Raw genomic sequence first — 23,678 nt, 5'->3', positions numbered from 1 at the left:
CTCCTCAGCTCTCCGACAGCGGCTGCGCCGACGCCATAGGCACCACCGCCTGCTTGGGACGGGTATCCACGTGCAGCTGGAAAATATCAGGGCGCGAATAGTGCCCGGTCGCGTCGAAGTCGTACTTGCCCCGCAGGATTTCGTTCGGATCCACCTGGGCGTACAAGATCGTCTCACCGCTGTAGTCCGGGCCCGCTAATACTTCACCGAGCGGTCCGATGATGGCGCTGCCACCACGCATCAGCACAGTGTCGGGGGCATTGCCCAGTGCGCACTCGAAATCCTCCGGGTACGCATCGCGGCGCAAATGCTGGCAGGAAGTCAGTACGTAGCAACGCCCTTCCAGCGCGATGTGGCGCATGCTGGGGATCCAGGTGTCGCGGTCATCCGCCGTGGGCGCACAATAGATCGCCACACCCTGGCTGTACATATAAGTGCGCAGCATGGGCATGTAGTTCTCCCAGCAGATCACAGCACCCACGCGGCCATAGGCCGTATCGATGACCGGCATGGTTGAGCCATCACCAAAGCCCCAGATCAGGCGCTCAGCAGCAGTCGGCATGAGTTTGCGGTGCTTCCCGGCGAAGCCTTGCTTGCCGTTGAAGTAGAGCGCCGTGCAGTGCAGCGTTCCGCCATCCACTTCAATGCAACCGATCACGACCACTGAATCGGTCTCGATAGCGGTTTGCTCTATCAGTGCCACCTCCTCGCCATCCAGACGGATGGCCTGGCGGTGGTACCGCGCAAAGGCATCGCGGCCTTCCGGTTTGCGCATGCCGATGGGTGCGCCAAAGGAGTTCCCTTTTGGATAGCCACCCAGGAATGCTTCCGGGAACACCATGACCTTGGCGCCGTTGGCAGCAGCCTCCTGAATGAGCTGCGCCGCCTTGCGCGCCGTGGCCATGCTGTCCTGCGGCAGCGAGGCTGCTTGAACGACTGCGACTTTGAATGGGTTGTGATTGTTCATACTTTCTCTCAATCTCGATGATGTGGATTACCCCGTCTCAACGGACATATTCTTCATCAATGGCTTTGGCTCGCGTGTTGGGCAACAGGATAGAACCGATCACACCAACTACTGCCGTCACCACCACCGGATACATCAGGCCGCCAAAGATGTTCCCACTGGCCTGAGCCAGGTAGGTCGCCGTGAACGGAACAATGCCCCCAAAGATACCCGCCCCAATGTGATAAGGGAAGGACAGCGCCGTGTAGCGGATGCGAGCCGGAAACAACTCCACCAGATAGGCCGCCACGGGGCCATATACCATGGCAACCACCGCCGTCATCAACACCAGTATCAATACGATGCTCATCCGGTCAATACGCGCAGGGTCAGCGCGCTGCGGATAACCGGCCTCTGACAGCGCCGTGGAATATGCCTTGGCGTCAAAGCCATTCACCGTGGTGTTGCCCACCGTCATGGCGATGTTCTGCCCGGCCAGGGGCTCTGCATACTCAAAATTGATGCCCTTGGATACGAGGAGTTTCTTGGCCTGCACACACATCTTCTTGTGATCTGGGTGCGCACTGACCAGTGCGGCCTGCAAGCCAAAGTCACAGGCGCCATCACCGGTGTCCGCATGGATTCGGACCGGCGTGGTCTGCATCACTTGCGCAAGTTCGGGGTTTCCGGCCTTGAGCAAGGCACCGAACATGGCGTGGTAGCCCAGCGCGGCCACAAACAAGCCGGTCATCATGATCCATTTGCGACCAATCTTGTCGGACAACCATGCAAACAGCACGAAGGTCGGCGCGCCAATGATGAAGCCCAGAACCACCAACTGATACACGGTCTTCTGCTCCAGCTGCACTGCCTGCTGCAGAAAAATCATGACGTAGAACTGGCCTGTGAAGTAGGTGGCGCCCTGACCTGCTGTCACACCGATCAAGGCAATCAGCACCAGTCGCAGGCTGGACCATTGGCCGAAGGTTTCCTTGACGGGGTTCTTGGACAGACGGTTTTCCTTCTTCATGCGAGTGAACACCGGCGATTCATGCAGCTTGGCGCGCACGTAGATCGAAATAGCCAGCATGACAATGGACAGAATGAAGGGCAGACGCCAGCCCCATTGGCGGAAGTCTTCCGCACTCATGGAGGCCTGAGTCGCCAGGATAACGACCAACGACAGAATCAGGCCAGCAGAGGAAGTAATTTGAATCCAGCCTGTCAGCAGACCGCGCCGCTTGGGCTCGCAATGCTCGGCCACATAGATCACCGCGCCACCGTACTCGCCACCCACGGCCAGTCCTTGGATCACCCGCAGAGTCAGCAGCAGGATCCATGACAGATGGCCCACCGACTCATAGGTGGGCAGGCAGCCTATCAACACCGTGGCGCCACCCATCATCACCACCGTGATGAGGAAGGTGTACTTGCGTCCCCACTTGTCGCCCAGGTAGCCGAACATCACGGCGCCCAGTGGACGAATGATGAAGCCCACGGCCAAGGCACCCAGCGCGGCCAGCAAAGCCACGGTGGGGTTGTCTTGCGGAAAGAGCACCTGGCTCATGAATACAGCGAGCGAGCCGTAGATAAAGAAGTCGTACCACTCAAAGAGCGTTCCGAGGGTGGAAGCCAGCACGACTTGGCGTTCTTCCTTTCGAGTCAGGGTTTGTTCCTGACCTCTGTTTGCCTGCGCAATGGTCGCTTGCATGTGCTTGAGCCTTCGTCTTTTAGATTGATAATGCTGTATGCATTAACTATTATCAATTTCATATCGTCAACCCATCTATTAGTAATTACCCGTATTTGTGAGGTCGCTTCCATCGTTTTGCACTGCTAAACTCAGTTGCTAAAGACAAGAGGAAATCGCATGGCGAGAGCATCGATGAAGGCTGAAAAAGGCGAAAAAGGCGATGGGCCCAAGCCAGCCAGTGCTCGCAGAGGCATACAGTCCATCGAGGTAGGGTTTCGCATCCTGGACACCATCCGCCACGCGGGGCGCCCACTACCGCTCAAGGAGTTGGCAGACACCTGTCAGATGACGGTGCCCAATGTTCATTACTACCTTGTGAGCTTTCAGAAAGTAGGCCTGGTGCACCAGCAGGTTGACACGGGCTACTATGGACTGGGGCCTTATGCTTTGCGCCTGGGCCTGGCTGCGCTGGAGCAGTTCGACGTCTTCACCACCGCTCGCCCGGCGATGTCAGAACTGGCAGCCATCACAGGTCAGACCGTATTTCTGGGCGTGTGGGGCAACAAGGGGCCCACCATCGTCTACCGCGTGGAAGGTAGCCGAAGCCGCCCTTTGCTGGAACTGCGTGTGGGCAGCGTGCTGCCCCTGCTCTCTTCCGCACTGGGTCGAAATTTCCTGGCGCATTTGCCGCCCGCCAGTACCAGGGACCTCGTGGACCAGGAGCTTTCCAGCCTGAGAAAAAGTGGCGACGAGAAACAATACACCATGCGCGACGTGGAAGCCATGCGCCAGGAAGTACTCACCCATCACATGAGCCGCTGCCGCGACGCGTTGTTGCCGCACTTCACCTCCATGTCAGCACCCATTTTCGACATGCTCGGAGAAATGAAAGCCGCCATCACCGTGATGGGACCTGTGGGATCACTCGATGATGATCTGGGCTCGGAAACGGCGCAGCTACTGATAGAAAAGGCTCAGTCCATCTCCGAAGTAGCCGGTTGGACGAAGACAGTGACGCCCTGATTCATTTTTTGCGCGGTCCGGCCCGCTTATTCAGCGTCCGGCTGACGCGAGGGCTGCGCATCCGCAAACGCCGACAGTGCCTGACAGTTCGCATGGACCTTCAGTACCGTGGGGCAGTGCGAGAGATCGACATTAAAGCGTTGCGCGCTGAACACTTGCGGCACCAGACAACAATCGGCCATGGTGGGGGTATCACCCAAGCAGAACGCTGATGCCGGACGGCGCACCAGCTCAGCCTCCACCGCTTCCAATCCTTGCGTGATCCAGTTGGCGATCCATGCGGACTTTGCCGTTTCGTCTACTCCCAAGGTGGTCGTAAGGTACTTCAACACGCGCAGGTTGTTAAGAGGGTGGATATCGCAGGCAATGCTCAGCGAAAGCTGACGCACGAACGCCCTGTCTCCCAAGGTCTTGGGCAAAAGCGGGCGGTCAGGGTAGGCCTCGTCCAGGTACTCCATGATGGCCAGCGACTGGCTCACCTGCACATCGTCGTCAACCAATACGGGGACCAGTCCCTGCGGATTCAGCGCACGGAACGCATCGGTGAATTGCTCTCCGCCATTTCGCGTCAGGTGCACGAAGACCTGCTCGGCCGACAAGCCTTTCAGGTTCATCGCAATGCGGACACGGTAGGCAGCAGAGCTGCGAAAGTAGGTATGAAGAATTCGGGTCATAAACAGAGTCTTGAGGAGCGAGGCTGTGACTATCGGTCCGGTCAGTCGCCCAGTTGCAGGAAGACGCGACCGCCCTCGATACGAACCGGATAGCTGCGCACATCTTCGGTAATAGGTGCGCACGTTCCCTTACCGTCACGAACGTCGAATTTCCCCTGGTGCAGCGGGCATTCAATCTCATACCCGTCGAGAAAGCCGTCGCACAGCCTTGCATGGCCATGGGTGCAAATGTTGTCAGTGGCATAGACACTGCCCTCAACCTTGTAAAGGGCAATATCGCGGCCAGCGACCAGCACGCCCACGACGTCGTCGTCGGGCACGCTGTCTTCGTCGGTGGCATCGATCCAGGATGGTTCAGTCATGGTGGTCTCAGATCGGGTAGATGATGGAGTTGGGGATCATTTCGCTGTCGTAGACGCACAGACGCTGCGAGAACTTCAGCCCTTCAGGCGTGCGCACGATGACATCGAGGTAACGGCCCACATTGAACACCGTCGATTCCTGCGACAGCTTGGTGCGGAAAACGGCGTAATTGGCTTCGACCTCAAAGCGGTCCGGCTCAGCCTTGTGAATCAGCGGTGCACCGACCACGTGACGCTGGTAGTAGGGGTCGTGAAAGAGGGTCTCACGGATGCCGTACACACGGTCCTTCAACATGCCCTTGCTTTCAAAGAAAAGCGTCGCCAGCGGAAAACCGCGCTCGTAGTTCTCACGCGGAATGAGCTTGTAGACGCAGTCTTCAATGAAAAATTCCGGCCACAGGTCCCAGTTTCCGGAATCCACGGCTTGCGCGTAGTCGGCATAGAGCTGGCTGATTTGCAGATAGTCGGCCAAGCCGATGTCGGGTGCATGCGCCATCATCAGTCCTCCGCTTCCATGACTTCGCGCCAGTATTCGTACATGCCGCGGATCAAAGTTTCCGTCACCATGTGATCGGTGTTCTCCACTTCGCGGCCCCCCATCTCGGCCAGCGTGCGGTGGGATGGTTTCTGCTCAAAACCCATCTGGGACAGCTCAATCACCTCGCCGTCGTCTGCGGAAACAAAGCCGGCTGGCCCGAACAGATTGGCCTGGCGCAGGCGGCGCTGTGCCATTTCCTCAGAGTCGTCTTCAAAGCCGAAGTGCGTCCAGACGAAATCAAAGGAACCATGGCCATCGGGCTGGATGTGGCGAGTGGAGACGCTGTTGACCTGCTGCTGCAGGATGACGCTGGGGAACACCGTCATCATCACCGCCGTTGGGCCGTTCCACCAAGGCTCCGGCACGATGTCCAGAAATCGCGGATCCTGCAATTGCATGCTTTCCTTGAAGCTGGAGACCTGCGTGACCTGAGACGCGCCTTCGCTCGCCTTACCCGCCGAGCCGCGTGTGGAGATCATGGCGGCGTGACGATGCTTGGCATCCATCTTCAGCTCGCTCTTGTTGTCGGCACGCCAAAGCCCGAAAGTGACAAACCAGGTGTGCAGCAGGCCCGGGTGGTAGGGGTCCTTGATGTTCTCCTGCATCAGCTTCCAGTTGCCGGGAATGCGCTGGCGGTTGTAGCCCAGGATTTTCAGTTTTCGGCCATCGAAGAGCCGATCGAAATATTCCAGAATGACCGGACCGAGGAAGTCCTCAAGCGACTCCACGTTGTGATCAAAGCTGGCAAATACCACCCCGCCCCGGGTGGCCACCTTCAGTTTGGTCAGGCCGTGCTCAACATTCTTGAAATCGGCCGGCATGCCGCCGTTGACCTTGCCGTCCTGTTTCACACCTCGGCGGAACGGAACGCCTTGCAGATCACCCTTGAGGGTGTAGCTCCACTGGTGGTAAGGACAGACAAAGTCCTTCTTGTTGCCGTGGCGTTCGCGGCAAAACTGCATGCCCCGGTGCGCGCAGACGTTCTCGACCACGCTGATGCCACCATCGGTGTCGCGCACCATGATGACCGAGCGCTCGCCCACTACAGTGCGTTTGAAATCCCCCGCATTGGGAACCTCCGCTTCCAGGCCGACATAGTTCCAATGTTTGTTGTAGAAAAAGCGCTCAAGCTCCTTCTTGTGCTGGTCAGGGTCTGTATAGGCCATGAAGGGAATGCGGCTGGTTCCCTCGGACTCCCATTCCAGCTTGATTGGAAAGGTGCGCGGGTTGACGGCTGTTCCACTGTCGTTCTCTGCGGTGCTCATCGCTGGTCTCCTATGCGGTTTTTCAGGTCAAGGCGGGCATGGGAATTCGACTACACCTTCTCAGCGCGCCACGGTCACGGTAATGCCGGCCAAACCGGCGATGTCGCCTTGCATCACGTCACCAGGCAGCACGGCGTTCACGCCTTCGGGGGTGCCGGTCATGATGAGATCGCCTGGTTCCAGCGTTTCGTATTCGCTGAGATAGGCGATGCATTCAGACACCGACCAGATCAGCTTGGCAACGTCGGAAGACTGGCGTGCACCGCCGTTGACGGTGACCGCGATGGCTCCCTCACCCACATGGCCTCCATCCGCCACCCGGCTGATGGCACCGACGGGCGCTGACTGCGCAAAGGACTTGCCGAACTCCCAGGGACGGCCCTTGTCGCGGGCATCCAGCTGCAGGTCCCGGCGTGTCATGTCCAGGCCGGTGGCATAGCCATAGACATGGTTCAACGCATCCTCTACAGCGATATCCTTGCCGCCCGTTCCAATGGCCACCACGAGTTCAATCTCGTGATGAAAGTTGGCCGTCTTGGGAGGGTACGGGACCGTCACCGGAGAAGATGCATCGACAGCGGCGTTGGCCGGCTTCATGAAGAAAAAGGGCGGATCACGGTCAGGGTCCTTGCCCATTTCACGAGCATGGGCTGCATAGTTTCGACCGACGCAGAAAATTCGATTGACCGGAAAACGTTCTGTGATACCGGCTACGGCAAGAGAGGTCACGGCAGCGGGAGCGATGGCGTAGTTCATGACGATTCGTGGGTTCTTTCAAAAAATGTGAGATCTCAGGCGCGCTGTTCGCGCCATAGGCCGAGCGCCTGCTGCACAGGGCGATCGGAATAGCTGAAAAGCACGGCCTCTGGACCAGCGCGCAACTGCAGGCTGTGCCACGAGGGCACGACGAGAACGTCGTTTTCGTGCAGGGTGTAATCGCGCCCTTCCACATGGGCCTGCACGCTGCCTTGCAAGCAGACATGGACTGTGCCGTCGGTGCAGCGGTAGGGCTTGGTCTCGAATCCCGCAGGAAGCAACTGGGAGAACGCCGCCATCGTGGGCATGGGCGAGCGACCTGTGGCGGGATTGACATAGCGCTGCTTGTGGCCAAAGTGCGGATCAGGCGTGCCACGCGCGACCGCCTTGAGCGCAGCGATGGTGCGCTCCCATGGATAGACAAACACCTTCGTAGGCTCAGCCGGCGCCTGGTAGAAATCCACCGGCACCATGTTGGAGCCGTAGCGTGCCAATGCATCGCCTTCAGGACGCGTTTCAGCCTGGTATTCAGACTCATTCTTTTCGGCGAATCCGGCATCAAGGAATCGAACGATAGGAATGTCGAGGCCGTCGAGCCAGACCACGGGCTCCTGACCCAGGTTACCGTGGTCGTGCCAGGTCCAGGCGGGGGTAATGATGAAGTCGCCGCGGCGCATGGTGGTGCGTTCGCCATCGACGGCGGTATAGGCCCCCTCACCATCAAGTACCAGACGCAGTGCAGTCTGGGTGTGTCGATGGGCTGGTGCTACCTCGCCAGGCATGATCAACTGCAGCCCCGCATACAGCGACTGCGTGATACCGGACTGGCCACGCAGCGCAGGGTTCTCCAGAATGAGCACGCGTCGCTCGGCTTCAGCGGCACTAATTAGACGGCCGGCTTCCATCACCTGGCTGCGCACATCCGCATAGGACCAGTGGTGAGACACCGCAGGCGAGCGCGGCTGTGGCGGCACCAATGCGCCCAGCACTTCCCACAGCGGAGTCATGCTGTCCTGGCCAATGCGGTCGTAATAGGCTTTGCGCTCAGCCAATGCTCCGGGCGAGTGTGTTTGGGGAAGGCTGGCGTTCATGTTGGCTCCGATAGGGTTGTCATCGTGGCTCTCAGCCACCCTCAGGTACCGCTCGCGTAAAACGCGTCGGCGTAGATCTGTTCGGGCAGCACGCCCAGTTGGCGTACCAGCAGCGTCGCGGCTTCGACCATGGGTGGCGCGCCACAGAGATAGGCGCGAAAGCCTGTGAGACTCTTCCAGTCCTGGGTAATGGCCTCTGTCACCAGGCCGGTGCGGCAGCCTTCGGACGCGCCCGATGTCAAGGCTGTGTGCACATGCAGTTGCGGGTGCTGGCGCTGCAACGCCAACAGCCAATCACGACCATAGATATCGCGCTCGGAGCGCACGCCGAAGTAGACGTGGATGGGGTTGCTCATGCCACTGTCGATCACGCCCCGGATGATGGACAGGATAGGCGCCAGGCCCGTCCCGCCCGCCACACAGAGCATGGGCCCTTCGTGCTTTCGGCGAAGGTACGCAGAACCCAATGGCCCACTGACCCGAACTGCGTCACCCACCTTCAATGCATTGGCTATGTAGCTGGTTACACGCCCACCATCGACCAGCCGCACGTGAAACTCCAGCTCGGCATCTCCGTGCAGCCCCGCCATCGAATAAGGGCGGATGTGCTCAGGCGTGAATTGCAACTGCGCGTACTGACCAGGAGAAAACTCCAGCGGCTTGGCAGGCTTCAAACGCAGGCGCTTGATGTCGTGCGTCTGGTCTTCGATGGCAACGACCGTGGCCTTGATGATCTTGGCGGTATGAACCACCACTTCATCGGGTTCGGGAATTTCTACCGTGCAGGACTCGGTCAGAAAGGTCTGGCAAGCGAGGACGTACTCATCCTGGCCAGCCTGAGGTCGCTGTGCTTCGCGGCCGGATTCAAGCACTTCGCCGCCGGAGACTTTGCAGCGGCAGGTACCGCAGCGTCCGGCCAGGCAACTGTAGGACACCGGCACATCGTTGGCGCGCAATGCGTCCAGCAGGTTGACCCCAGGGGCCACACTGAGCGTACGCTGAAGCGGGCGCACAAAAATTTCCATCTTGTTCTGCAGGTCTTTGTCTCGTGGGAAATCGTCTCCGAGCGGCTTGGTGCAACTCTGCGATTGATGGAATGAATGATTACCCACCGATAAATATCAGTCAATACAATGTCGTCAATGTTTTTCATCACCAAAATCAATAATACTTCTTAACGATAAGGATCTTTGCAAATGGAACTCAAGGACATCGATCTGAACTTGCTGGTCATCTTCAACCAGTTGCTCATAGAGAAAAAGGTCAGCAAAGTGGCTGAGAACCTGGGTCTGGGGCAGCCTGCAGTCAGCAATGCTCTCGCCCGGCTGCGCAAGCTGTTCGGTGATGAGCTTTTCCTGCGGACATCCACGGGCATGCAGCCCACCCCCTTTGCAGACCAACTTGCCGAGTCCATAGGCTATGCGCTCAGCATGATCCACGGCGCCATCAACGCGCGCGACTCCTTTGACCCGGCGACCAGCCAAAGGAGCTTCACCATCGGCATGACCGACATTGGTGAGATCTACTTCCTGCCCATCCTGATGAAGCAGCTTCAGAAAATAGCCCCGGGCATTTCCATCAGCACCGTACGCAACACGGCGATCAACCTGAAAGACGCCATGGAGGCAGGACAGATTGACCTGGCGATCGGCTTGTTACCGCAACTCAAGGCAGGGTTCTTCCAGCAACGGCTATTCATGCAGCGGTACGTCTGCATGTTTCGCAAGGGGCATGCGCTCAGCGGAAAGAAGCTCTCCCTGCAAGACTTCTTCGGCGCAGACCATGTCGCCATCATCTCGGCAGGTACGGGCCACGGGCAGGTGGATGAAATCCTGGATGCCGCATCTCCCCGGCGCAAGATCAAGCTGCACGTCCCTCACTTCGTGGCGGTGGGCCACATCCTGCAGTCCACCGACCTCATTGCCACTGTCCCTGAACGCATGGCCGAGCGCATGGCCAAGCCCTTCGGCCTCAACTATGTGGAGCACCCCGTGAAGCTACCGCAGATCGCCATCAACCTTTTCTGGCATGCCAAATACCATAAGGACACGGCGAACCAATGGATCAGGAGCACGATGTTCGAGTTATATGCAGATGCGCGTGCGCGCTCAAAGAGTTGAACCAGGAACCGCTGCGCTACAGATTCCTGCAGCAGCGTCTTCAAGGCGTGGCGCTCAGCTTTCTCTGCAAGTAACGAGCGATGGACCCGAGTACAGGAACCTTCGCAAATATCTCTTCCACCGGGTCCCAGTAATCTCTGTGCACGAGCACAAGGCCATCGAGTGCGAACTCCAGATAGCTTGTACCGCAAATGGCCATGGTCTGACCTGAATCCCTGAGAAATTTCAGCTCCCACAGCAAAAAGGCGTTGTATCCATTGGACGCTCCTTCAAGGACCGTGAAGCGAGGTTCCTTGATCTGCTTGAACATGTGGCTGAAAACCCTTGTGATCGCGCGTCTGCCGCGCACTTCATTGAAAGGATCTTTGAACACGGCCTGATCACTGTACAAAGACACCAGATCATCCAATCTCGCGGGGTGCAAGGTTTCATAGGCCATGGCGAGGCGAATCAATCTTGGATCGGATATGTCCTTGCTCATAGGTCTCATGCTCCAGTGATACGGCTAACCGCAGAAAAGTACCAGGCGTCCGGCAAACAGCGCATCAACCGCACCCAGCGCGTAAAACGGCGCGGAAAGTTCATTTCAAAACGGCCATCTGCCCAACCGCGCAACATATGCCGGGCAGCTTCTTCGGGGCGTATCAACGCCGGCATGGTGAAACTGTTCTGTGCCGTCAGTGCTGTTTCTACAAACCCTGGGTTGATGATAGAGACGCCAACACCCCACTTATGTAGGTCGAGGTAGAGGTTCTCTGCCAGATTGTTGAGTGCGGCCTTGGTCGGACCGTAGGCCAGCGACATGGGGAGCCCGCGGTACCCCGCGACAGAACCCACCAGCGCCAGATGCCCGTTGCCGGCCGCCAGCAGCATAGGCAACACGGCGTCGAGCAGATGAAGGGCGCCCCCGTAGTTCACAGCCCAATGGCGCTGCGCCTCGGCAAGATCGAACTGCGTGGCTCGCATAGGCTGGTAATGTCCGGCGCAGTAGACAATCAGATCCAGCGGCTTGCCCGCATGCGCCCAAGCAGCCTCTGTCGCTGAGGTCACCGCTGCGGCATCCGTGACATCCAGCGGCAGAGCCAGGCAGCCCGCCCGCGCCTCAACAAATTCCCGCAGGGGCGGGGCCTGCCGCGCCGAGACAATCACGCGGGCACCCTGCGCATACAGCGCTTCAGCCGTTGCCCGTCCTATCCCTGACGAGCCTCCCAAAATCCACACCACGCGGCCTTTCCAGTCGGCAAGTGGTGGGTTGAGACGCTTGGAAGTCAGCTGCATTCATCACTCCTTGATGAACGTCACTGTCAGATCCCCCAGATGCACTCCAAACTTGCTCATCGCGGTCCGGTTCAGCACGACACGCTCGTCCATCTTGTACATCCAATCATCCATATCCATGTTCCAGACTTTTCCGTCGACGGGCAAGGCGAGCACGTAGGTCCAATGAAACGCATTGCCCGCAATCTGTCCAGTGGCCTCTCCCACTACGTCGCCGGCCTTTCCGCTATAGCGGCCGTCGCCCAAGTGCCGCAGAGTCCAGATTCGCTGATCCGAGGTGCCATCGCTGTAGGTGAATTTCTCGTCCAGTACGCCTTCATTGCCATTCCAGCGCCCCGTCATGTCCACCTTGAAGCGCTTGACCACCTTGCCGGATCGATCCGTGAAGATCCCATGAGCCGTCAGCGGTCCATTGAAATACTCCCTCAGGTCAAACGCAGGCTTCTCCTTCGCATATTCCTGTACCGAGGGCCCCGCGCATCCCGCGAGTACAACGGCGACGGTCGCCCCCAGAAGAAGCCGCCGCATCGAAGAATAAGGACGTGAAAGGAACGTAGTGTTCATGTAAGCCTCCATGCAGGATGCAGGCGTTCTGCCCGCCAGAGAACGGCCAAGGCCGCCAGTTTGAGTAGGCAAGGCAGGCCTCCGTAGGCCCAAGCCAATGCCTGCAGGCCAGCGGGGTCTGAGCCCCCGCTGACATATCCAGCCACCGAAAGCAGTGGCAGCGCCAAACCAGCGGCCAACGCCAGGTTGAGCTTGGTCGCGCAACTCCACCAACCCAGATAACGACCTTCGCTGCGGCCGCCTGCTCCAGACTCGTGAATGACGCCGGTGAGCAAGGCTCCGGGCAGAACAAGATCGGCCCCCAACGCCAGCCCACTGGCCAGGCATATGACGGTGAAAGCCATCGAATCGCCCACCCCCAACCAGGGGGTCACACAGAAGGCGATCACACTCATCACCATGCCCGCACGCCAAGTCGGCGCCAAGCCCCAGCGTCGCACCGATTTCACCCACAGAGGCAGGCCCAGGGCCGCGGCACCGAAGTAGCAAAGCAGGAGCAACGGTTGAAGCTGTGGCGCTTGCAATCGATCTGAGATGAAGAATGGCAGCAAGGTGGCAGGAATGGCTGCGGCCACACCATTGAGCATGAAGACGGTAAGCAGGCGCCGAAAGCCCGCGTCCCTCCATGGCGATGCTTCAGCCGCGAATGCAATGAGCGGCGGCGGCACACGCGGCGTCTTGAGGAAATACAGACCCGCCAGACCAAACGCGAGACCCCATGCCAGCGATAGGCTCGTCGCATCAAAACCAATCCAGGTGGGTAAAACGCTGGCCAGCAGCACGCCTGCCAATGTGAAGCCCTCACGCCAGGCCGTCACCCGTGCACGCCAAGCCGGATCACCGCCCCAGCGAGTACCCCATGCCTGGTGAACGATGCTGACCGCGCTGTAAGCCAAGGTGCAAAGCAGCAAACTGCCAGCCAGCCATCCCAGCATGGCAGCCTCACTGCCAAGCGGCGGGTGCCAGATGGCGAAAAATCCCAGCGCCATCAGCAGACTGCCGAGCGCTGCCAAACGCCAGGCCGGGAGCTTGCCTTGTCTCAACATTCGATCTGCCAGACGTCCGAGTGCAGGATCCAGAATGGCGTCCAGCCCACGCGTGGCCAACAGCACCAGACCCAGCCCCGCCAATGGGGCCCCTGCCACAGAGGCATAGTGGTGCGGCAAGCTCACATACAACGGCAATGAGGCAAATGCCAGCGGGGCAGCCAATCCGCCATAGGCCAGTCCGGTTCTCCAGGAGAGCGGAAGCGGATTGGTGGCATTCGAGTGGGACATGATGGGATCTGGAGTCGCTCAGCCGAGGCCAAGCAACGCCGTCCGCAGCGCAGGCGCCGCGCTTTGCGGTGCCAGCCAGATGCCAAAAAACAGGCGCGCAAACTCCGCATCTCTCACACGGGCCGTGAGCTTGCCGTTGTGAGTAAAGCGCACCTCGCCTTGCCCATCCCAAAAGCCCAGCAACCGGTCTCGGGACGTCACGTCTGGAAAAGCTTCCAGCATCAGGGCAAGCCACTGCCCAGCTTGCGCTTCAGTAAAGCTGCCTATCCGGCGCATTTCGGCAATAGAGCGCTCGGCGATGTCTTTGCCTTGCAACTTGCGCTCGTAGGTCAACTCCAGCGCAAAGGGGTGACTCTCATACCGCTCAGGCAGAAAGCCTGGCAAAGTCCACAACCGCGCCTCATAAACCCGCAGTCCAAAAAAGCGGAGCACGCCCGTTCCCAGCACACGCGCGGCCGGCAAGGCTGTCTTCAACTCCGGGGGAAAGTCTGCAGTGATATTCATCGCGTGGGCTTCATTGGATGGGTCAATCAAAGAAAAACATGCGGCATTCGCGGCGCCCCACACCAAGGCATGACGGCGCCGTATCGAGTTCATGCCAGGGGTTTGCGCAAGGTGAACTGCACGACATCCGTGTTGCCGGTTTCGAAAGCCGCCTCGCAATAAGCCAGGTAAAAGCTCCATATCCGCACGAAACGCTCGTCGAAGTTCTGCCCGAGAACGGCTTCGATGTGGTCCTGAAACGCGTGGCGCCAGCGTCTGATGGTTTCGGCGTAGTCCCGTCCGAAAGCCATGCGACGTTCCACCACCAGACCCGCGCGCTCTGCCTCTTGCTCGAACGCGGGAATGCTGGGTAATAGCCCGCCAGGAAAGATGTATTGCTGAATGAAGTCCGTGGAACGCACGTAACGATCAAAAAGATCTTCACGCAATGTGATGGTCTGAATGCAGGCGTAACCTCCCGGTTTGAGACACTCGCGCAGGACCTCGAAGTAGCCACTCCAGTACTCGCGGCCCACTGCCTCGAACATCTCTATGGACACAATGGCGTCTACGGGCTGACCTGCGTACAACGCGGGCAGGTCGCGGTAGTCCTGATAGCGAAGTTGTACCTGACCATCCAGGCCCGCATCGCGCATGCGCTGTTGCCCCCACAGCAATTGCTCGGTCGAGAGCGTCACGCCGGCGACCTGAGCGCCACGCTCACGCGCGGCGGTCTCTGCAAGACCGCCCCAGCCGCATCCTATTTCCAACAGCCGCTCACCTGCTTGCAGCCGTACTTCGTCCAGCGTTCGCCGGATCTTGGCTTGCTGGGCCTCCTGCAGATCCGCCTGCCGCAATGCTTTACCCTCAAGGCCTTGGAACCAGGCAGCGCTGTAACTCATGCCGGGATCCAACCAGAGACGGTAGAAGTCGTTGCCCAGGTCGTAGTGCGCATGGATATTCTTGACACTGCCTGAGCGCGAATTGCGCTGCATGAGATGCCGCAGGCGGTAGGCCAGCCGCCCCCACCAGCTCCCATACACCAGGCGCTCCACGTGGTCACGGTTTTCCATGCACAGACGCAGGAGCGCTGGCAGGTCCGGACTGCCCCATTCGCCAGCGATATAGCCTTCCGCGAGACCGATATCACCGGATTTCAGCGTGCGCTCCAAAGCGCGCCATGTATTCAGTACACAACGTGCATCGGCCTGGCTGGAATCAGGTTCCTGGGACAGGTGCAGCAGGCGGCCGTCTGGCAATTGCAAGTCCAACTGGCCACGCGGCAAGCGATGAAGAAGATTGAGTACGCGACGGGCCCTCCGGGGAGGGCGGCGCTGGGCTGAGGCAGTGGTTCTCAGCAAGGGGGTGGCGGTGACATTCATCTTGTGACGAAGCGCTTGGGCTCCGGAGGTTTGCCATGAAACGGTACGCGCTTGGCCCATAGGCGCAACGCATGCCAGTGGATGCGAGCGACAACGCCCAGCGTCATGAATGGAGTGCCGAAGAAGGCCCGGCGTGCGCTCCTGCGGCTCAGCGTCTCCAGTACGCCCCCTACACTGGTCTGCAGCAGGGGGCCTTGGTCATCGTGCAGATCCACGCGCGCCAGGGTAAGGTCTTCGGTGCGCTCGAACCGGAAGCGGTACTCCCCTCGAACCTCGCAAAACGGTGAGACATGGAATTGCTTGGTGGCTGACTGTTCACTGCCCCAAGCCAGTTCGGGCCCGGCCAGAAGGTACGCATGGCGTTCGCCAAACGTGTTGTTGACCTCAGCCAGCACCGCCGCCAGCGTCCCATCTGCACGATGGGCATACCAGAAGCTGACGGGCTTGAACACATACCCGAGCACGCGCGGGAAGGTATGCAGCCAGACTTCGCCGTCCGCATCGGCAATGCCCTCATCGGCCAGAAGCTGCTCGAACCAGGCCAGCGCATCGGCTGCGCCCTCGCCGTGGTCGCGGTCATGAAAACTGATCCAGCCGCGCTGGTTGCGCCTGAGCGCAGCATGGGACTGCAATCGCAAGCTGCGCATAGGCAGCATGAGAAAGTAGCTGGGATAACGGAAGGCATGTTCCACCGGCCGAAGGCGGCGGTGCCACACATGTCCGAAGCCGATCAGTGGGCGAGCGTTCATGCGACACGCTCGGCAGCGCTCTCATCAGGCAAACGGGCCAGGGCTTGAATCACGCCCCGAGCCGCCTCCACCCCCGAGCGCAAACCGTCTTCATGGAAACCGTAGCCACACCAGGCCCCGCAAAACCAGGTTCGGCGCTCCCCTTGCAGGGAGCGCACACTGCCCTGCGCTTCGATAGCAGGCAGGTCAAAGACGGGGTGGCTGTATTCAATGCGCGCGTGAACCTTGCGCTCATCGATTTTTCGCGCTGGATTCAGTGACACCATGACCGGCTGCTGCCAGGGAAGCGGTTGCAGGCGATTGAGCAGATAGTGGAGACAGACACTGGCTTGCTCACGCCCCGGTTGAGTCGCTCGTTCATAGTTCCAGGCTGCCCATGCCGCTGTGCGCCTGGGTAGCACGCTCGCATCTGTATGAAGAACCGCAAGATTCGGCTGGTAGCGGATGGCTCCCAGCACCTGCCGCTCCGCAGGCGTCGCATCTGAGCCCAGCAACCGAAGGGCTTGATCACTGTGGCACGCAAGAACCACGGAATCAAATTGCTCGGTGCGATGTGCGGTCTCCAGTAGAACGCCACCGGGCAAACGTCGCAGGCCCAGAACGGGCGAACGTAGACGCGCTTCATGCCGGTCATCTTGCAGCAGACCATCTACCACGCGCCGGACGTACTGGCGCGATCCACCTACCACCGAATACCACTGGGGCCGCTCCGTGACCTGAAGCAAACCGTGGTTATGGCAAAAGCGGATCAGCGTGGCCACGGGAAAGCGCAGCATCTGGTCTATCGGGCACGACCAGATGCAACCAAGCATAGGCAGCAAGTAGTCCTGACGGAACGTCTGTCCAAACCGGTGTTGGTCGAGAAAGTCCGCAATGGAGTTGCGCAGTTGTGCTTCATCTCCCTTGAGGGCCAGTCTGGTCGCCAGCCGGTTGAAACGAAGAATCTCTGCCAGCATGTTCAAGAACCGTGGCCGAAGCAAGTTAAGCCTCTGTGCAAACACGCCCCCTAGCGAAGTGCCGCTCCACTCAAGCCCCTCCCTGCCATCCGGCTTGGGCACCTGAACCGAAAAAGACATCTCGGCGTCGACGGTCTGCACTTTGAGATCGTCAAACAAGCTGGTCAGCAACGGGTAGGTTCGGTGATTGAAGACCAGGAAGCCCGTGTCCACCCCCTGGCTCACGCCACCAAGCGTCATATCGACGGTATTGGCATGCCCACCGAAATGGCTTCCGGCCTCAAAAAGTGTGACGCGGTGCCGACCAGGTGCGTGCGCGAGCTTGCGCGCAGCCGCAAGCCCAGCGATACCCGACCCGATGACAGCAATGCGATGCATGGACATCCCCTATCGAAAAACAGGTCATTAGACCTTGAAGCCCAAATATTGAACTGATGAGTTCAAACTATAAACCAATAAGCTTGTTTTTGCACTATCAAGTTTCCAATATGATCTAACAGGTCTAAAATGCACCCATGAAAACCCGTTCGTCGATCAAGGAACAGATACAGCGCGTGCGCGAAGAGGCTATCGTCGCGGCCGTCAACCGGCTGTTGGCGACCAAGGGCTATGACGCGATGACTGTCGACGAGGTTGCCGCCGAAGCCGGCATGGCCAAGGCCAGCCTCTACAAGCTGTTTACCTCCAAAGAAGAATTGGCTGGAGCCGCCATGGTGGGTGTGCTGGACCGGGCACTGGCTTTCGTGGACGGTCTGCGTGACGAGGCGGCGAAGGCAGCCGCGGCCGACTCGCCAACCACGCCTTTGCATCAGCTCAAGGCGGTCACGAGCTGGGCCATGCGCACACAGCTTGAGGGCGAAATGCCCTCTCTGCCCGCACAGAACTCTTCTCTGAGCACATCTTTGCAATCCAACGATGCCTATATAGACCGCCTCATTGCCCTCAGCAATCGGCTCAGCATCTGGATCACCGAAGCACAGACCATGGGCCAGCTCCAGGCCAGGCTTCCTTCCGAGCTGGTGCTCTACACACTATTCGCGCGTGCCTGTGATCCCGTGGTGGCTCTGCTCAAGGAGTCAGGCCAGTACACCAATCAACAGATCGTTGAGTGGGTACTGAGCACCACCTTTGATGGCTTGGCTTTGCCGCAATAGACAGCCCTGCCCGGCGTTAGCGGTCTCTGGACTCGTGCTATCTGCCCCCTTTGAACGTCGCGCGGAGTATCTCCTGAATATCCGAGCTAGGATCAGAGGCTATGGATAAAAGACTCTCCGGCCAGGCGATCACGCTTGGCATCGATTTCGGGACCTCCAATTCGGCTGTCTCATGGGCCCAGCCGGAAGGCACGGCCCAGCTTATTGCACTGGAAGGCCATGCGCTTTCCATCCCCACCGCGGTTTTCTACAACGCAGAAGACCGCACCACGCACTTCGGTCGCGATGCGGTGTCGCAGTACCTGGTCGGCACGGAAGGCCGGCTGATGCGGTCCCTGAAGAGCCTCTTGGGCAGCCCACTGCTGCTGGAGAAAACAGAGGTCAACCGCCAGCAGATCAGCTACAAGGACATTGTGGCCACGTTCCTGGGCGAACTGCGCAGGCGTGCTGCCCAGGCGCTGGGAGCGGAGCCAACGCGCGTGGTCATGGGCCGCCCCGTGCACTTTGTGGACGATGCGCCTGAGCGCGACGCGCTCGCCCAGCAATCACTTCTGGAGGCTGCGCACGACGTTGGCTTTGAGCAGGTGTCTTTCCAGTTGGAGCCCATTGCTGCGGCACTGGATCACGAGCGGCGCCTGACCAGGGAGAACATGGTGCTGGTGGTCGATCTGGGCGGTGGCACCTCGGACTTCACCGTGGTGCGCCTGGGCCCCGAGCGCATGAATCAGGATGACCGATCCAGGGACATATTGGCCACCACGGGCGTGCACATCGGCGGGACCGACTTCGACCAGAAGCTCAGCCTGGAGCAGGTGATGCCGTTGCTGGGCTACCGCCACCTCGGGCCCCAGCGGCGGGAGGTGCCCAGCAGGGTCTTCTTCGACTTGGCCACCTGGCACTTGATTCATTGGCAATACCTGGCGCGCTCGATCAGCCAGGCGCAGGCCCTGCGCGTCAATTACACCGACCCCCACTTGCACGCGCGCCTGATGAAAGTTCTGAAGGAGCGCCATGGTCACCATATCGCCCATGAAGTGGAGCAGGCCAAGATCAGTTGTTCTCAGAGCGGTGCGGACACCAGCATCGACCTGTCCGTGCTCGAACCCGGACTGCTCGCCTCCATGGGCGCAGCCGACTTGCGCGAGCATCTTGCCAGCTTGCTGGCGCGGACCGTGGCCTGCGCTCGAGAGTGCGTGCAGCTTGCGGGGCTCAAAGACAGCCAACTGGACGGCATCTACCTCACCGGTGGCTCTTCGGCACTGCGTCCGTTCCAGCACGCCTTGCAGGCTGAGTTTCCCGGTGTGGCCATGATGGAGGGCGATCTGTTCGGCGGTGTGGCATCAGGCCTGGTCTATAGCAGGGGCTGACGCCTCTTGAAAAAACGGTTCTGAAGGATCAGTCCATCGGGCGTTAGCCTCTGGCGTGTGATACCTTTGAAAGGGTCGCCATGGCGGCGACCGGTCCAAAACGTCTTCAACTGTGCTGCCCACCGTCTTCCAAGGTTTCATCCTCACCCGTCACTGGCGGGACACGCCTGCCGGGACGGAGATTGAGCTTTGGCTGGCTACAGACGATGGTCCAAGAAAGCTCACGCTCACTGCACAGAAATCGGTTGCCTTTGTTCTAGAGAAGTACCGGCACGCTGTGGAGGCACTACTTGCCAACTTCCCCGGCATGCAGCTTCGTTCACTGGAGCTGGAGACCTTCCATCATGAGCCCGTCGCAGCTATCTATGCCGCGCAGTTCCGGCAACTTGGCAAACTCGCGCAGGCCCTGAAGCCGCAGAACATTCCCCTGCTCGAAGCCGACGTGCGTCCCCATGACCGCTACCTGATGGAGCGGTTCATTTTTGCAGGCGTGGAGGTCCAGGGTGGCCGTCTTGAAGGCACCACCCTCATAGATGGCCGGTTAAAGCCAGCCGATGACTACCGCCCCGTACTGAAAATCCTCTCGCTGGACATTGAAACCAGCCAGCACGGCGCCCTGTATTCCATCGCGCTGGATGGCATGGCTGATCGCGTCGTCTTCATGCTGGGCGAACCTCGGGAACATGGTGAGACACTGGATTTCTCACTTGTCTATTGCCAGACCCGCAAGATCATGGTGGAGCGCCTGAACGACTGGTTCGTGGCGAACGACCCCGATGTGATTGTGGGTTGGAACGTGATTCAGTTCGATCTGCGCATTCTTCAGAAGACGGCGGATGAGTGCGGCGTACCGCTCTTGCTGGGCCGGGGGCGCCAAGCCATGCAATGGCGGACCCACCCGAGAAAGCAAGGCTATCTTTTCGCGCCCACGCCCGGCCGGCTGGTGATCGACGGCATAGACGCACTGAGAGCTGCCGTATGGAGCTTCCCTTCATTCAGCCTGGAAAACGTTTCGCAGACACTCTTGGGAGAAGGCAAGGCCATCGGCGACGAATACGACAAGATGGCCGAAATTGAACGGCGCTTTCACGAAGACAAGCCTGCGCTGGCGGTCTATAACATTCAAGACTGCGCCCTGGTTCTGCGCATCTTCGAAAAAACCAGACTGCTGCAGTTCGTGTTGGAACGCGCGCAGACAACAGGTTTGCAAGCGGACCACTTCGGTGGCTCCATTGCCGCATTCAGCCACCACTACCTGCCCCGAATGCACCGTCAGGGCTATGTGGCACCGAATGTGGGAGAGATTGCGAGCAAGGCCTATCCGGGCGGATACGTGATGGACTCGAAGCCGGGCTTCTATGATTCCGTCGTGGTGCTGGACTACAAGAGCCTGTATCCCTCCATCATCCGGACCTTCCTGGTGGACCCTGTCGGATATGCAGAGGCCAGCCGTGAGCCAGAGTCGCCCGCCTTGGTCAAGGGCCCCGACGGAACCTTGTTTTCGCGCGAGAAGCACTGCCTGCCGGAAATTGTGACCACGCTATCCCACGCACGGGATGAAGCCAAGCGGGCAAAGAACGAACCACTCTCCCAGGCGCTGAAGCTGCTCATGAACTCCTTTGCCGGCGTGCTGGGAGCAACAGAATGTCGGTTCTTCAATCCCAAGCTGGTGTCGGCTGTCACTTTGCGCGGACACGAAATGATGAAGCTCACCCAGGCGTTCGTGGAAAAACGTGGTTTCGAGGCCATCTACGGCGACACCGACTCCATCTTTATCTGGCTCAAAAAGCCGCACACCAATACCGATGCCTACGCCGTCGCCACAGCGCTTGTGAGAGACATCAACGAATGGTGGAGCAACACTCTAAGAGATGGCCAAGGCCTTGAGAACTTCCTCGAAATAGAGCTGGATACGCACTACAAGAAATTCTTCATGCCGACCATTAGAGGCTCGGATGTCGGCAGCAAGAAGCGCTATGCCGGTTTGAGCGTGGACGTCAACAATAAAGAGGAAATGATCTACCGAGGCCTGGAAATGGCCCGTAGCGACTGGACGCTGTTGGCACGCCAGTTCCAGGAAGGCCTGCTCACTCGCATTTTTCAGGGCGCGCCCTACCGCGAGTTCGTGTCCGACTATGCGCGCGCCACAGTAGCGGGTGAAAAGGATCACCTGCTTGTCTACCGCAAGCGTCTGCGCCACCGGCTGGACGCCTATCACAGGAATGTTCCGCCCCAGGTCCGCGCGGCTCGGATGGCCGACGAGTTCAATGCCAAGATTGGCCGCCCCAGACAATATCAAAGCGGCGGATGGATACAGTACGTCATGACCCGAAATGGGCCGGAGCCCCTGGAGGCACGCCAGTCCCACATCGACTATGCGCACTACCTCAGCAAACAACTGCAGCCCATTGCCGATGTCATTCTTGCGCCCTTGGGAGATAGTTTTTCCGCGCTCACGACGTCCCAGCGTCTGCTGTTTTAGTTCTTCGATCCATTGAGACTTTCTCCAATCAAAACGAATATCCGTTCGGGCTGAGCCTGTCGAAGCCTTGCGCGGCGCTTCGACAGGCTCAGCGTGAACGGTGATAGTTTGAGCGTCATGAACTACAAAAGCTTCAATAAATCCACGGTGAATGTGCAATGTGATGGCGAGCTAAGGAGCCTTCAAAACCCATTCACCGCGCAGGTGTTGATGCACAGCGCTTAAGCAACATGCGGGCCGCTGACTGACAATGAAAGCTTCGTGTGGCTTGCAGAGCTTTCCAAGCCCGCGGCTGTATCCGCCCGCTTGGAGCGGCCCCCAACTTACCGAGAGTCCGTCATGACCACCCTCCCCTCCTCCGCTCTGGAGCTCAGATCCCTCGTACAGGCTGACGGTAGCTTGCAACTCAGCCTTGAATCCGTTCCCGTGCCCACCCCGGGACCGGATGACGTGCTCATACAAATGCAAGCCGCCCCGATCAACCCGTCGGATATTGGTCTTCTCCTGGGCCCGGCCGAGCTGGCCAGAATTGAGGTCTCAGGCAGCGCCGACAGGCCGGTGGCCACACTGCGCATGCCCGCACAGGCCATGCCGCGCCTGGCCCCTCGCGTAGGCGAAAGCATGCCTGTGGGCAATGAAGGTGCCGGTTTGGTGGTCGCAGCAGGCTCTTCTCCAGCCGCACAAGCGCTGCTTGGGCGCACCGTCGCTGCCATTGGGGGCGCCATGTACACACAGTACCGCGTCATGCCGGCTGCACAGTGCCTGCCCCTGCCCGCAGGCACCACTGCGGCGGAAGGCGCCTCGTGCTTCGTCAATCCCTTGACCTCGCTGGGAATGGTCGAGACGATGAAACGAGAGGGGCACACCGCCCTGGTTCATACTGCGGCTGCCAGCAACCTGGGGCAAATGCTCAACAAGATCTGCCAGAAGGACGGCATTGGCCTGGTCAATATCGTTCGTAAGCCCGAGCAAGCGCAATTGCTGCGCGAGCTGGGCGCCAAGTACGTGTGCGATAGCAGTGCGCCCGATTTCCTCGCTGACCTGACCAATGCCTTGGAGGCCACAGGTGCCACGATGGCGTTCGACGCCACTGGTGGGGGCCCTCTGGCAGGCCAGATCCTGCAATGCATGGAAAACGCCATCAACCGCAATGCCAAAGAGTACAACCGCTACGGATCGAACGTTCACAAGCAGGTTTACCTGTACGGGCAGCTAGACTCCCGTCCGATCGAATTCCAACGCACCTTTGGCCTGGCCTGGAGCATGGGAGGCTGGCTGCTGTTTCCCTTCCTTCAGAAGATCGGAAATGAAGCCGCACAGAAGCTGCGAGAGCGCGTGGCGGCTGAATTGAAGACTACCTTTGCCAGTCATTACGCACACACGGTCTCTCTGGCCGGGGCGCTGGATGCAGACACCATCGCGTTCTACGGCGCTCGCAACACGGGTGCCAAGGTGCTGATAGACCCTTCGCTGTAAGCGCCATTGTCCGAGAGGGGCCTGCGTCCTGTGCCCCTCGGC

General features: G+C 59.4%; 23 protein-coding genes. 6 read left to right on the top strand and 17 right to left on the bottom strand.

The window, feature by feature from the left end; translation table 11 throughout:
- Positions 1 to 4 precede the first annotated feature (4 nt).
- Positions 5 to 967, bottom strand: a complete 963-nt coding sequence (locus ABIE13_RS13745) for a carbon-nitrogen hydrolase family protein (RefSeq protein ID WP_354444307.1) — start codon at positions 965 to 967, stop codon at positions 5 to 7.
- Positions 968 to 1,004: 37 nt separating this feature from the next.
- Positions 1,005 to 2,657 carry an MFS transporter gene (locus tag ABIE13_RS13740; protein ID WP_354444305.1) on the bottom strand — a complete coding sequence of 551 codons (1,653 nt, stop codon included), beginning with the start codon at positions 2,655 to 2,657 and terminating at the stop codon, positions 1,005 to 1,007.
- A gap of 159 nt (positions 2,658 to 2,816) precedes the next feature.
- Here ABIE13_RS13740 and ABIE13_RS13735 point away from each other — a divergent pair, with 159 nt between their 5' ends.
- Positions 2,817 to 3,662, top strand: a complete 846-nt coding sequence (locus ABIE13_RS13735) for an IclR family transcriptional regulator (RefSeq protein WP_354444303.1) — start codon at positions 2,817 to 2,819, stop codon at positions 3,660 to 3,662.
- A gap of 26 nt (positions 3,663 to 3,688) precedes the next feature.
- On the opposite strand, the gene maiA is transcribed toward ABIE13_RS13735, so the two are convergent.
- The 7 genes from maiA to ABIE13_RS13700 are packed head-to-tail and all read right to left on the bottom strand — an operon-like array spanning position 3,689 to position 9,373.
- Positions 3,689 to 4,336 carry a maleylacetoacetate isomerase gene (maiA, locus tag ABIE13_RS13730; protein WP_354444301.1) on the bottom strand — a complete coding sequence of 216 codons (648 nt, stop codon included), beginning with the start codon at positions 4,334 to 4,336 and terminating at the stop codon, positions 3,689 to 3,691.
- Positions 4,337 to 4,377: 41 nt separating this feature from the next.
- Positions 4,378 to 4,698, bottom strand: a complete 321-nt coding sequence (locus tag ABIE13_RS13725) for a non-heme iron oxygenase ferredoxin subunit (RefSeq protein WP_354444300.1) — start codon at positions 4,696 to 4,698, stop codon at positions 4,378 to 4,380.
- A 7-nt stretch (positions 4,699 to 4,705) separates the two neighbouring features.
- Entirely contained in the window at positions 4,706 to 5,194 is a 489-nt protein-coding gene (locus ABIE13_RS13720) for an aromatic-ring-hydroxylating dioxygenase subunit beta (protein WP_354444702.1), read from the bottom strand.
- Between the two features lie 2 nt (positions 5,195 to 5,196).
- The gene (locus tag ABIE13_RS13715; protein WP_354444298.1) at positions 5,197 to 6,501 is read right to left on the bottom strand and encodes an aromatic ring-hydroxylating dioxygenase subunit alpha; all 1,305 of its coding nucleotides are present in this window, start codon (positions 6,499 to 6,501) and stop codon (positions 5,197 to 5,199) included.
- A 60-nt stretch (positions 6,502 to 6,561) separates the two neighbouring features.
- Entirely contained in the window at positions 6,562 to 7,257 is a 696-nt protein-coding gene (locus ABIE13_RS13710) for a fumarylacetoacetate hydrolase family protein (RefSeq protein WP_354444296.1), read from the bottom strand.
- 35 nt (positions 7,258 to 7,292) lie between these two features.
- Positions 7,293 to 8,348: a gentisate 1,2-dioxygenase gene (gene gtdA / locus ABIE13_RS13705; RefSeq protein ID WP_354444294.1), complete on the bottom strand. Its 1,056-nt coding sequence runs from the start codon at positions 8,346 to 8,348 to the stop codon at positions 7,293 to 7,295.
- Positions 8,349 to 8,389: 41 nt separating this feature from the next.
- Positions 8,390 to 9,373: a 2Fe-2S iron-sulfur cluster-binding protein gene (locus ABIE13_RS13700; protein ID WP_354444292.1), complete on the bottom strand. Its 984-nt coding sequence runs from the start codon at positions 9,371 to 9,373 to the stop codon at positions 8,390 to 8,392.
- Positions 9,374 to 9,544: 171 nt separating this feature from the next.
- Here ABIE13_RS13700 and ABIE13_RS13695 point away from each other — a divergent pair, with 171 nt between their 5' ends.
- Complete coding sequence (locus ABIE13_RS13695; RefSeq protein ID WP_354444290.1) at positions 9,545 to 10,468, top strand: LysR family transcriptional regulator; 924 nt, start codon at positions 9,545 to 9,547, stop codon at positions 10,466 to 10,468.
- 40 nt (positions 10,469 to 10,508) lie between these two features.
- Here the strand turns inward: ABIE13_RS13695 and ABIE13_RS13690 are convergent, their stop codons facing one another.
- From ABIE13_RS13690 to ABIE13_RS13655, 8 genes are all read right to left on the bottom strand, one after another.
- Complete coding sequence (locus ABIE13_RS13690; protein ID WP_354444289.1) at positions 10,509 to 10,949, bottom strand: nuclear transport factor 2 family protein; 441 nt, start codon at positions 10,947 to 10,949, stop codon at positions 10,509 to 10,511.
- Between the two features lie 5 nt (positions 10,950 to 10,954).
- Complete coding sequence (locus tag ABIE13_RS13685; RefSeq protein ID WP_354444287.1) at positions 10,955 to 11,746, bottom strand: SDR family NAD(P)-dependent oxidoreductase; 792 nt, start codon at positions 11,744 to 11,746, stop codon at positions 10,955 to 10,957.
- A gap of 3 nt (positions 11,747 to 11,749) precedes the next feature.
- Positions 11,750 to 12,310, bottom strand: a complete 561-nt coding sequence (locus ABIE13_RS13680) for a DUF3833 domain-containing protein (RefSeq protein WP_354444285.1) — start codon at positions 12,308 to 12,310, stop codon at positions 11,750 to 11,752.
- A complete protein-coding gene (locus ABIE13_RS13675; protein WP_354444283.1) occupies positions 12,307 to 13,587 on the bottom strand; it encodes an MFS transporter in 1,281 nt (426 codons plus the stop codon). The genes ABIE13_RS13680 and ABIE13_RS13675 overlap by 4 nt, the downstream gene beginning before the upstream one ends.
- An 18-nt stretch (positions 13,588 to 13,605) precedes the next feature.
- Positions 13,606 to 14,091: a chalcone isomerase family protein gene (locus ABIE13_RS13670; RefSeq protein WP_436278414.1), complete on the bottom strand. Its 486-nt coding sequence runs from the start codon at positions 14,089 to 14,091 to the stop codon at positions 13,606 to 13,608.
- An 89-nt stretch (positions 14,092 to 14,180) separates the two neighbouring features.
- On the bottom strand, positions 14,181 to 15,452 hold the full coding sequence (locus ABIE13_RS13665) for a cyclopropane-fatty-acyl-phospholipid synthase family protein (protein WP_354444279.1): 1,272 nt from the start codon (positions 15,450 to 15,452) through the stop codon (positions 14,181 to 14,183).
- Positions 15,449 to 16,201, bottom strand: coding sequence for a DUF1365 domain-containing protein (locus tag ABIE13_RS13660; RefSeq protein WP_354444277.1), 753 nt, complete (start codon positions 16,199 to 16,201; stop codon positions 15,449 to 15,451). Before ABIE13_RS13660 ends, ABIE13_RS13665 begins: the two co-directional genes overlap by 4 nt.
- On the bottom strand, positions 16,198 to 17,535 hold the full coding sequence (locus ABIE13_RS13655; protein ID WP_354444275.1) for an NAD(P)/FAD-dependent oxidoreductase: 1,338 nt from the start codon (positions 17,533 to 17,535) through the stop codon (positions 16,198 to 16,200). The genes ABIE13_RS13660 and ABIE13_RS13655 overlap by 4 nt, the downstream gene beginning before the upstream one ends.
- Before the next feature lie 137 nt (positions 17,536 to 17,672).
- On the opposite strand from ABIE13_RS13655, the gene ABIE13_RS13650 reads away from it, so the two are divergent.
- The 4 genes from ABIE13_RS13650 (at position 17,673) to ABIE13_RS13635 (ending at position 23,636) form a co-directional block, all read left to right on the top strand.
- A complete protein-coding gene (locus ABIE13_RS13650) occupies positions 17,673 to 18,311 on the top strand; it encodes a TetR/AcrR family transcriptional regulator (RefSeq protein ID WP_354444273.1) in 639 nt (212 codons plus the stop codon).
- A 101-nt stretch (positions 18,312 to 18,412) separates the two neighbouring features.
- Positions 18,413 to 19,678 (top strand): Hsp70 family protein, encoded by a 1,266-nt coding sequence (locus ABIE13_RS13645; protein WP_354444271.1) that lies wholly within the window; start codon positions 18,413 to 18,415, stop codon positions 19,676 to 19,678.
- A gap of 112 nt (positions 19,679 to 19,790) precedes the next feature.
- Positions 19,791 to 22,160, top strand: coding sequence for a DNA polymerase II (locus tag ABIE13_RS13640; RefSeq protein ID WP_354444269.1), 2,370 nt, complete (start codon positions 19,791 to 19,793; stop codon positions 22,158 to 22,160).
- Between the two features lie 339 nt (positions 22,161 to 22,499).
- Complete coding sequence (locus ABIE13_RS13635) at positions 22,500 to 23,636, top strand: zinc-binding dehydrogenase (protein ID WP_354444267.1); 1,137 nt, start codon at positions 22,500 to 22,502, stop codon at positions 23,634 to 23,636.
- The last annotated feature ends 42 nt before the right edge of the window (positions 23,637 to 23,678 follow it).

This window comes from Ottowia thiooxydans, from assembly GCF_040548795.1.
GTDB classification, from domain to species: domain Bacteria; phylum Pseudomonadota; class Gammaproteobacteria; order Burkholderiales; family Burkholderiaceae_C; genus Ottowia; species Ottowia thiooxydans_A.
Note: the sequence above shows the minus strand (reverse complement) of the source record. Positions and strands in the feature narration are given on the sequence as shown.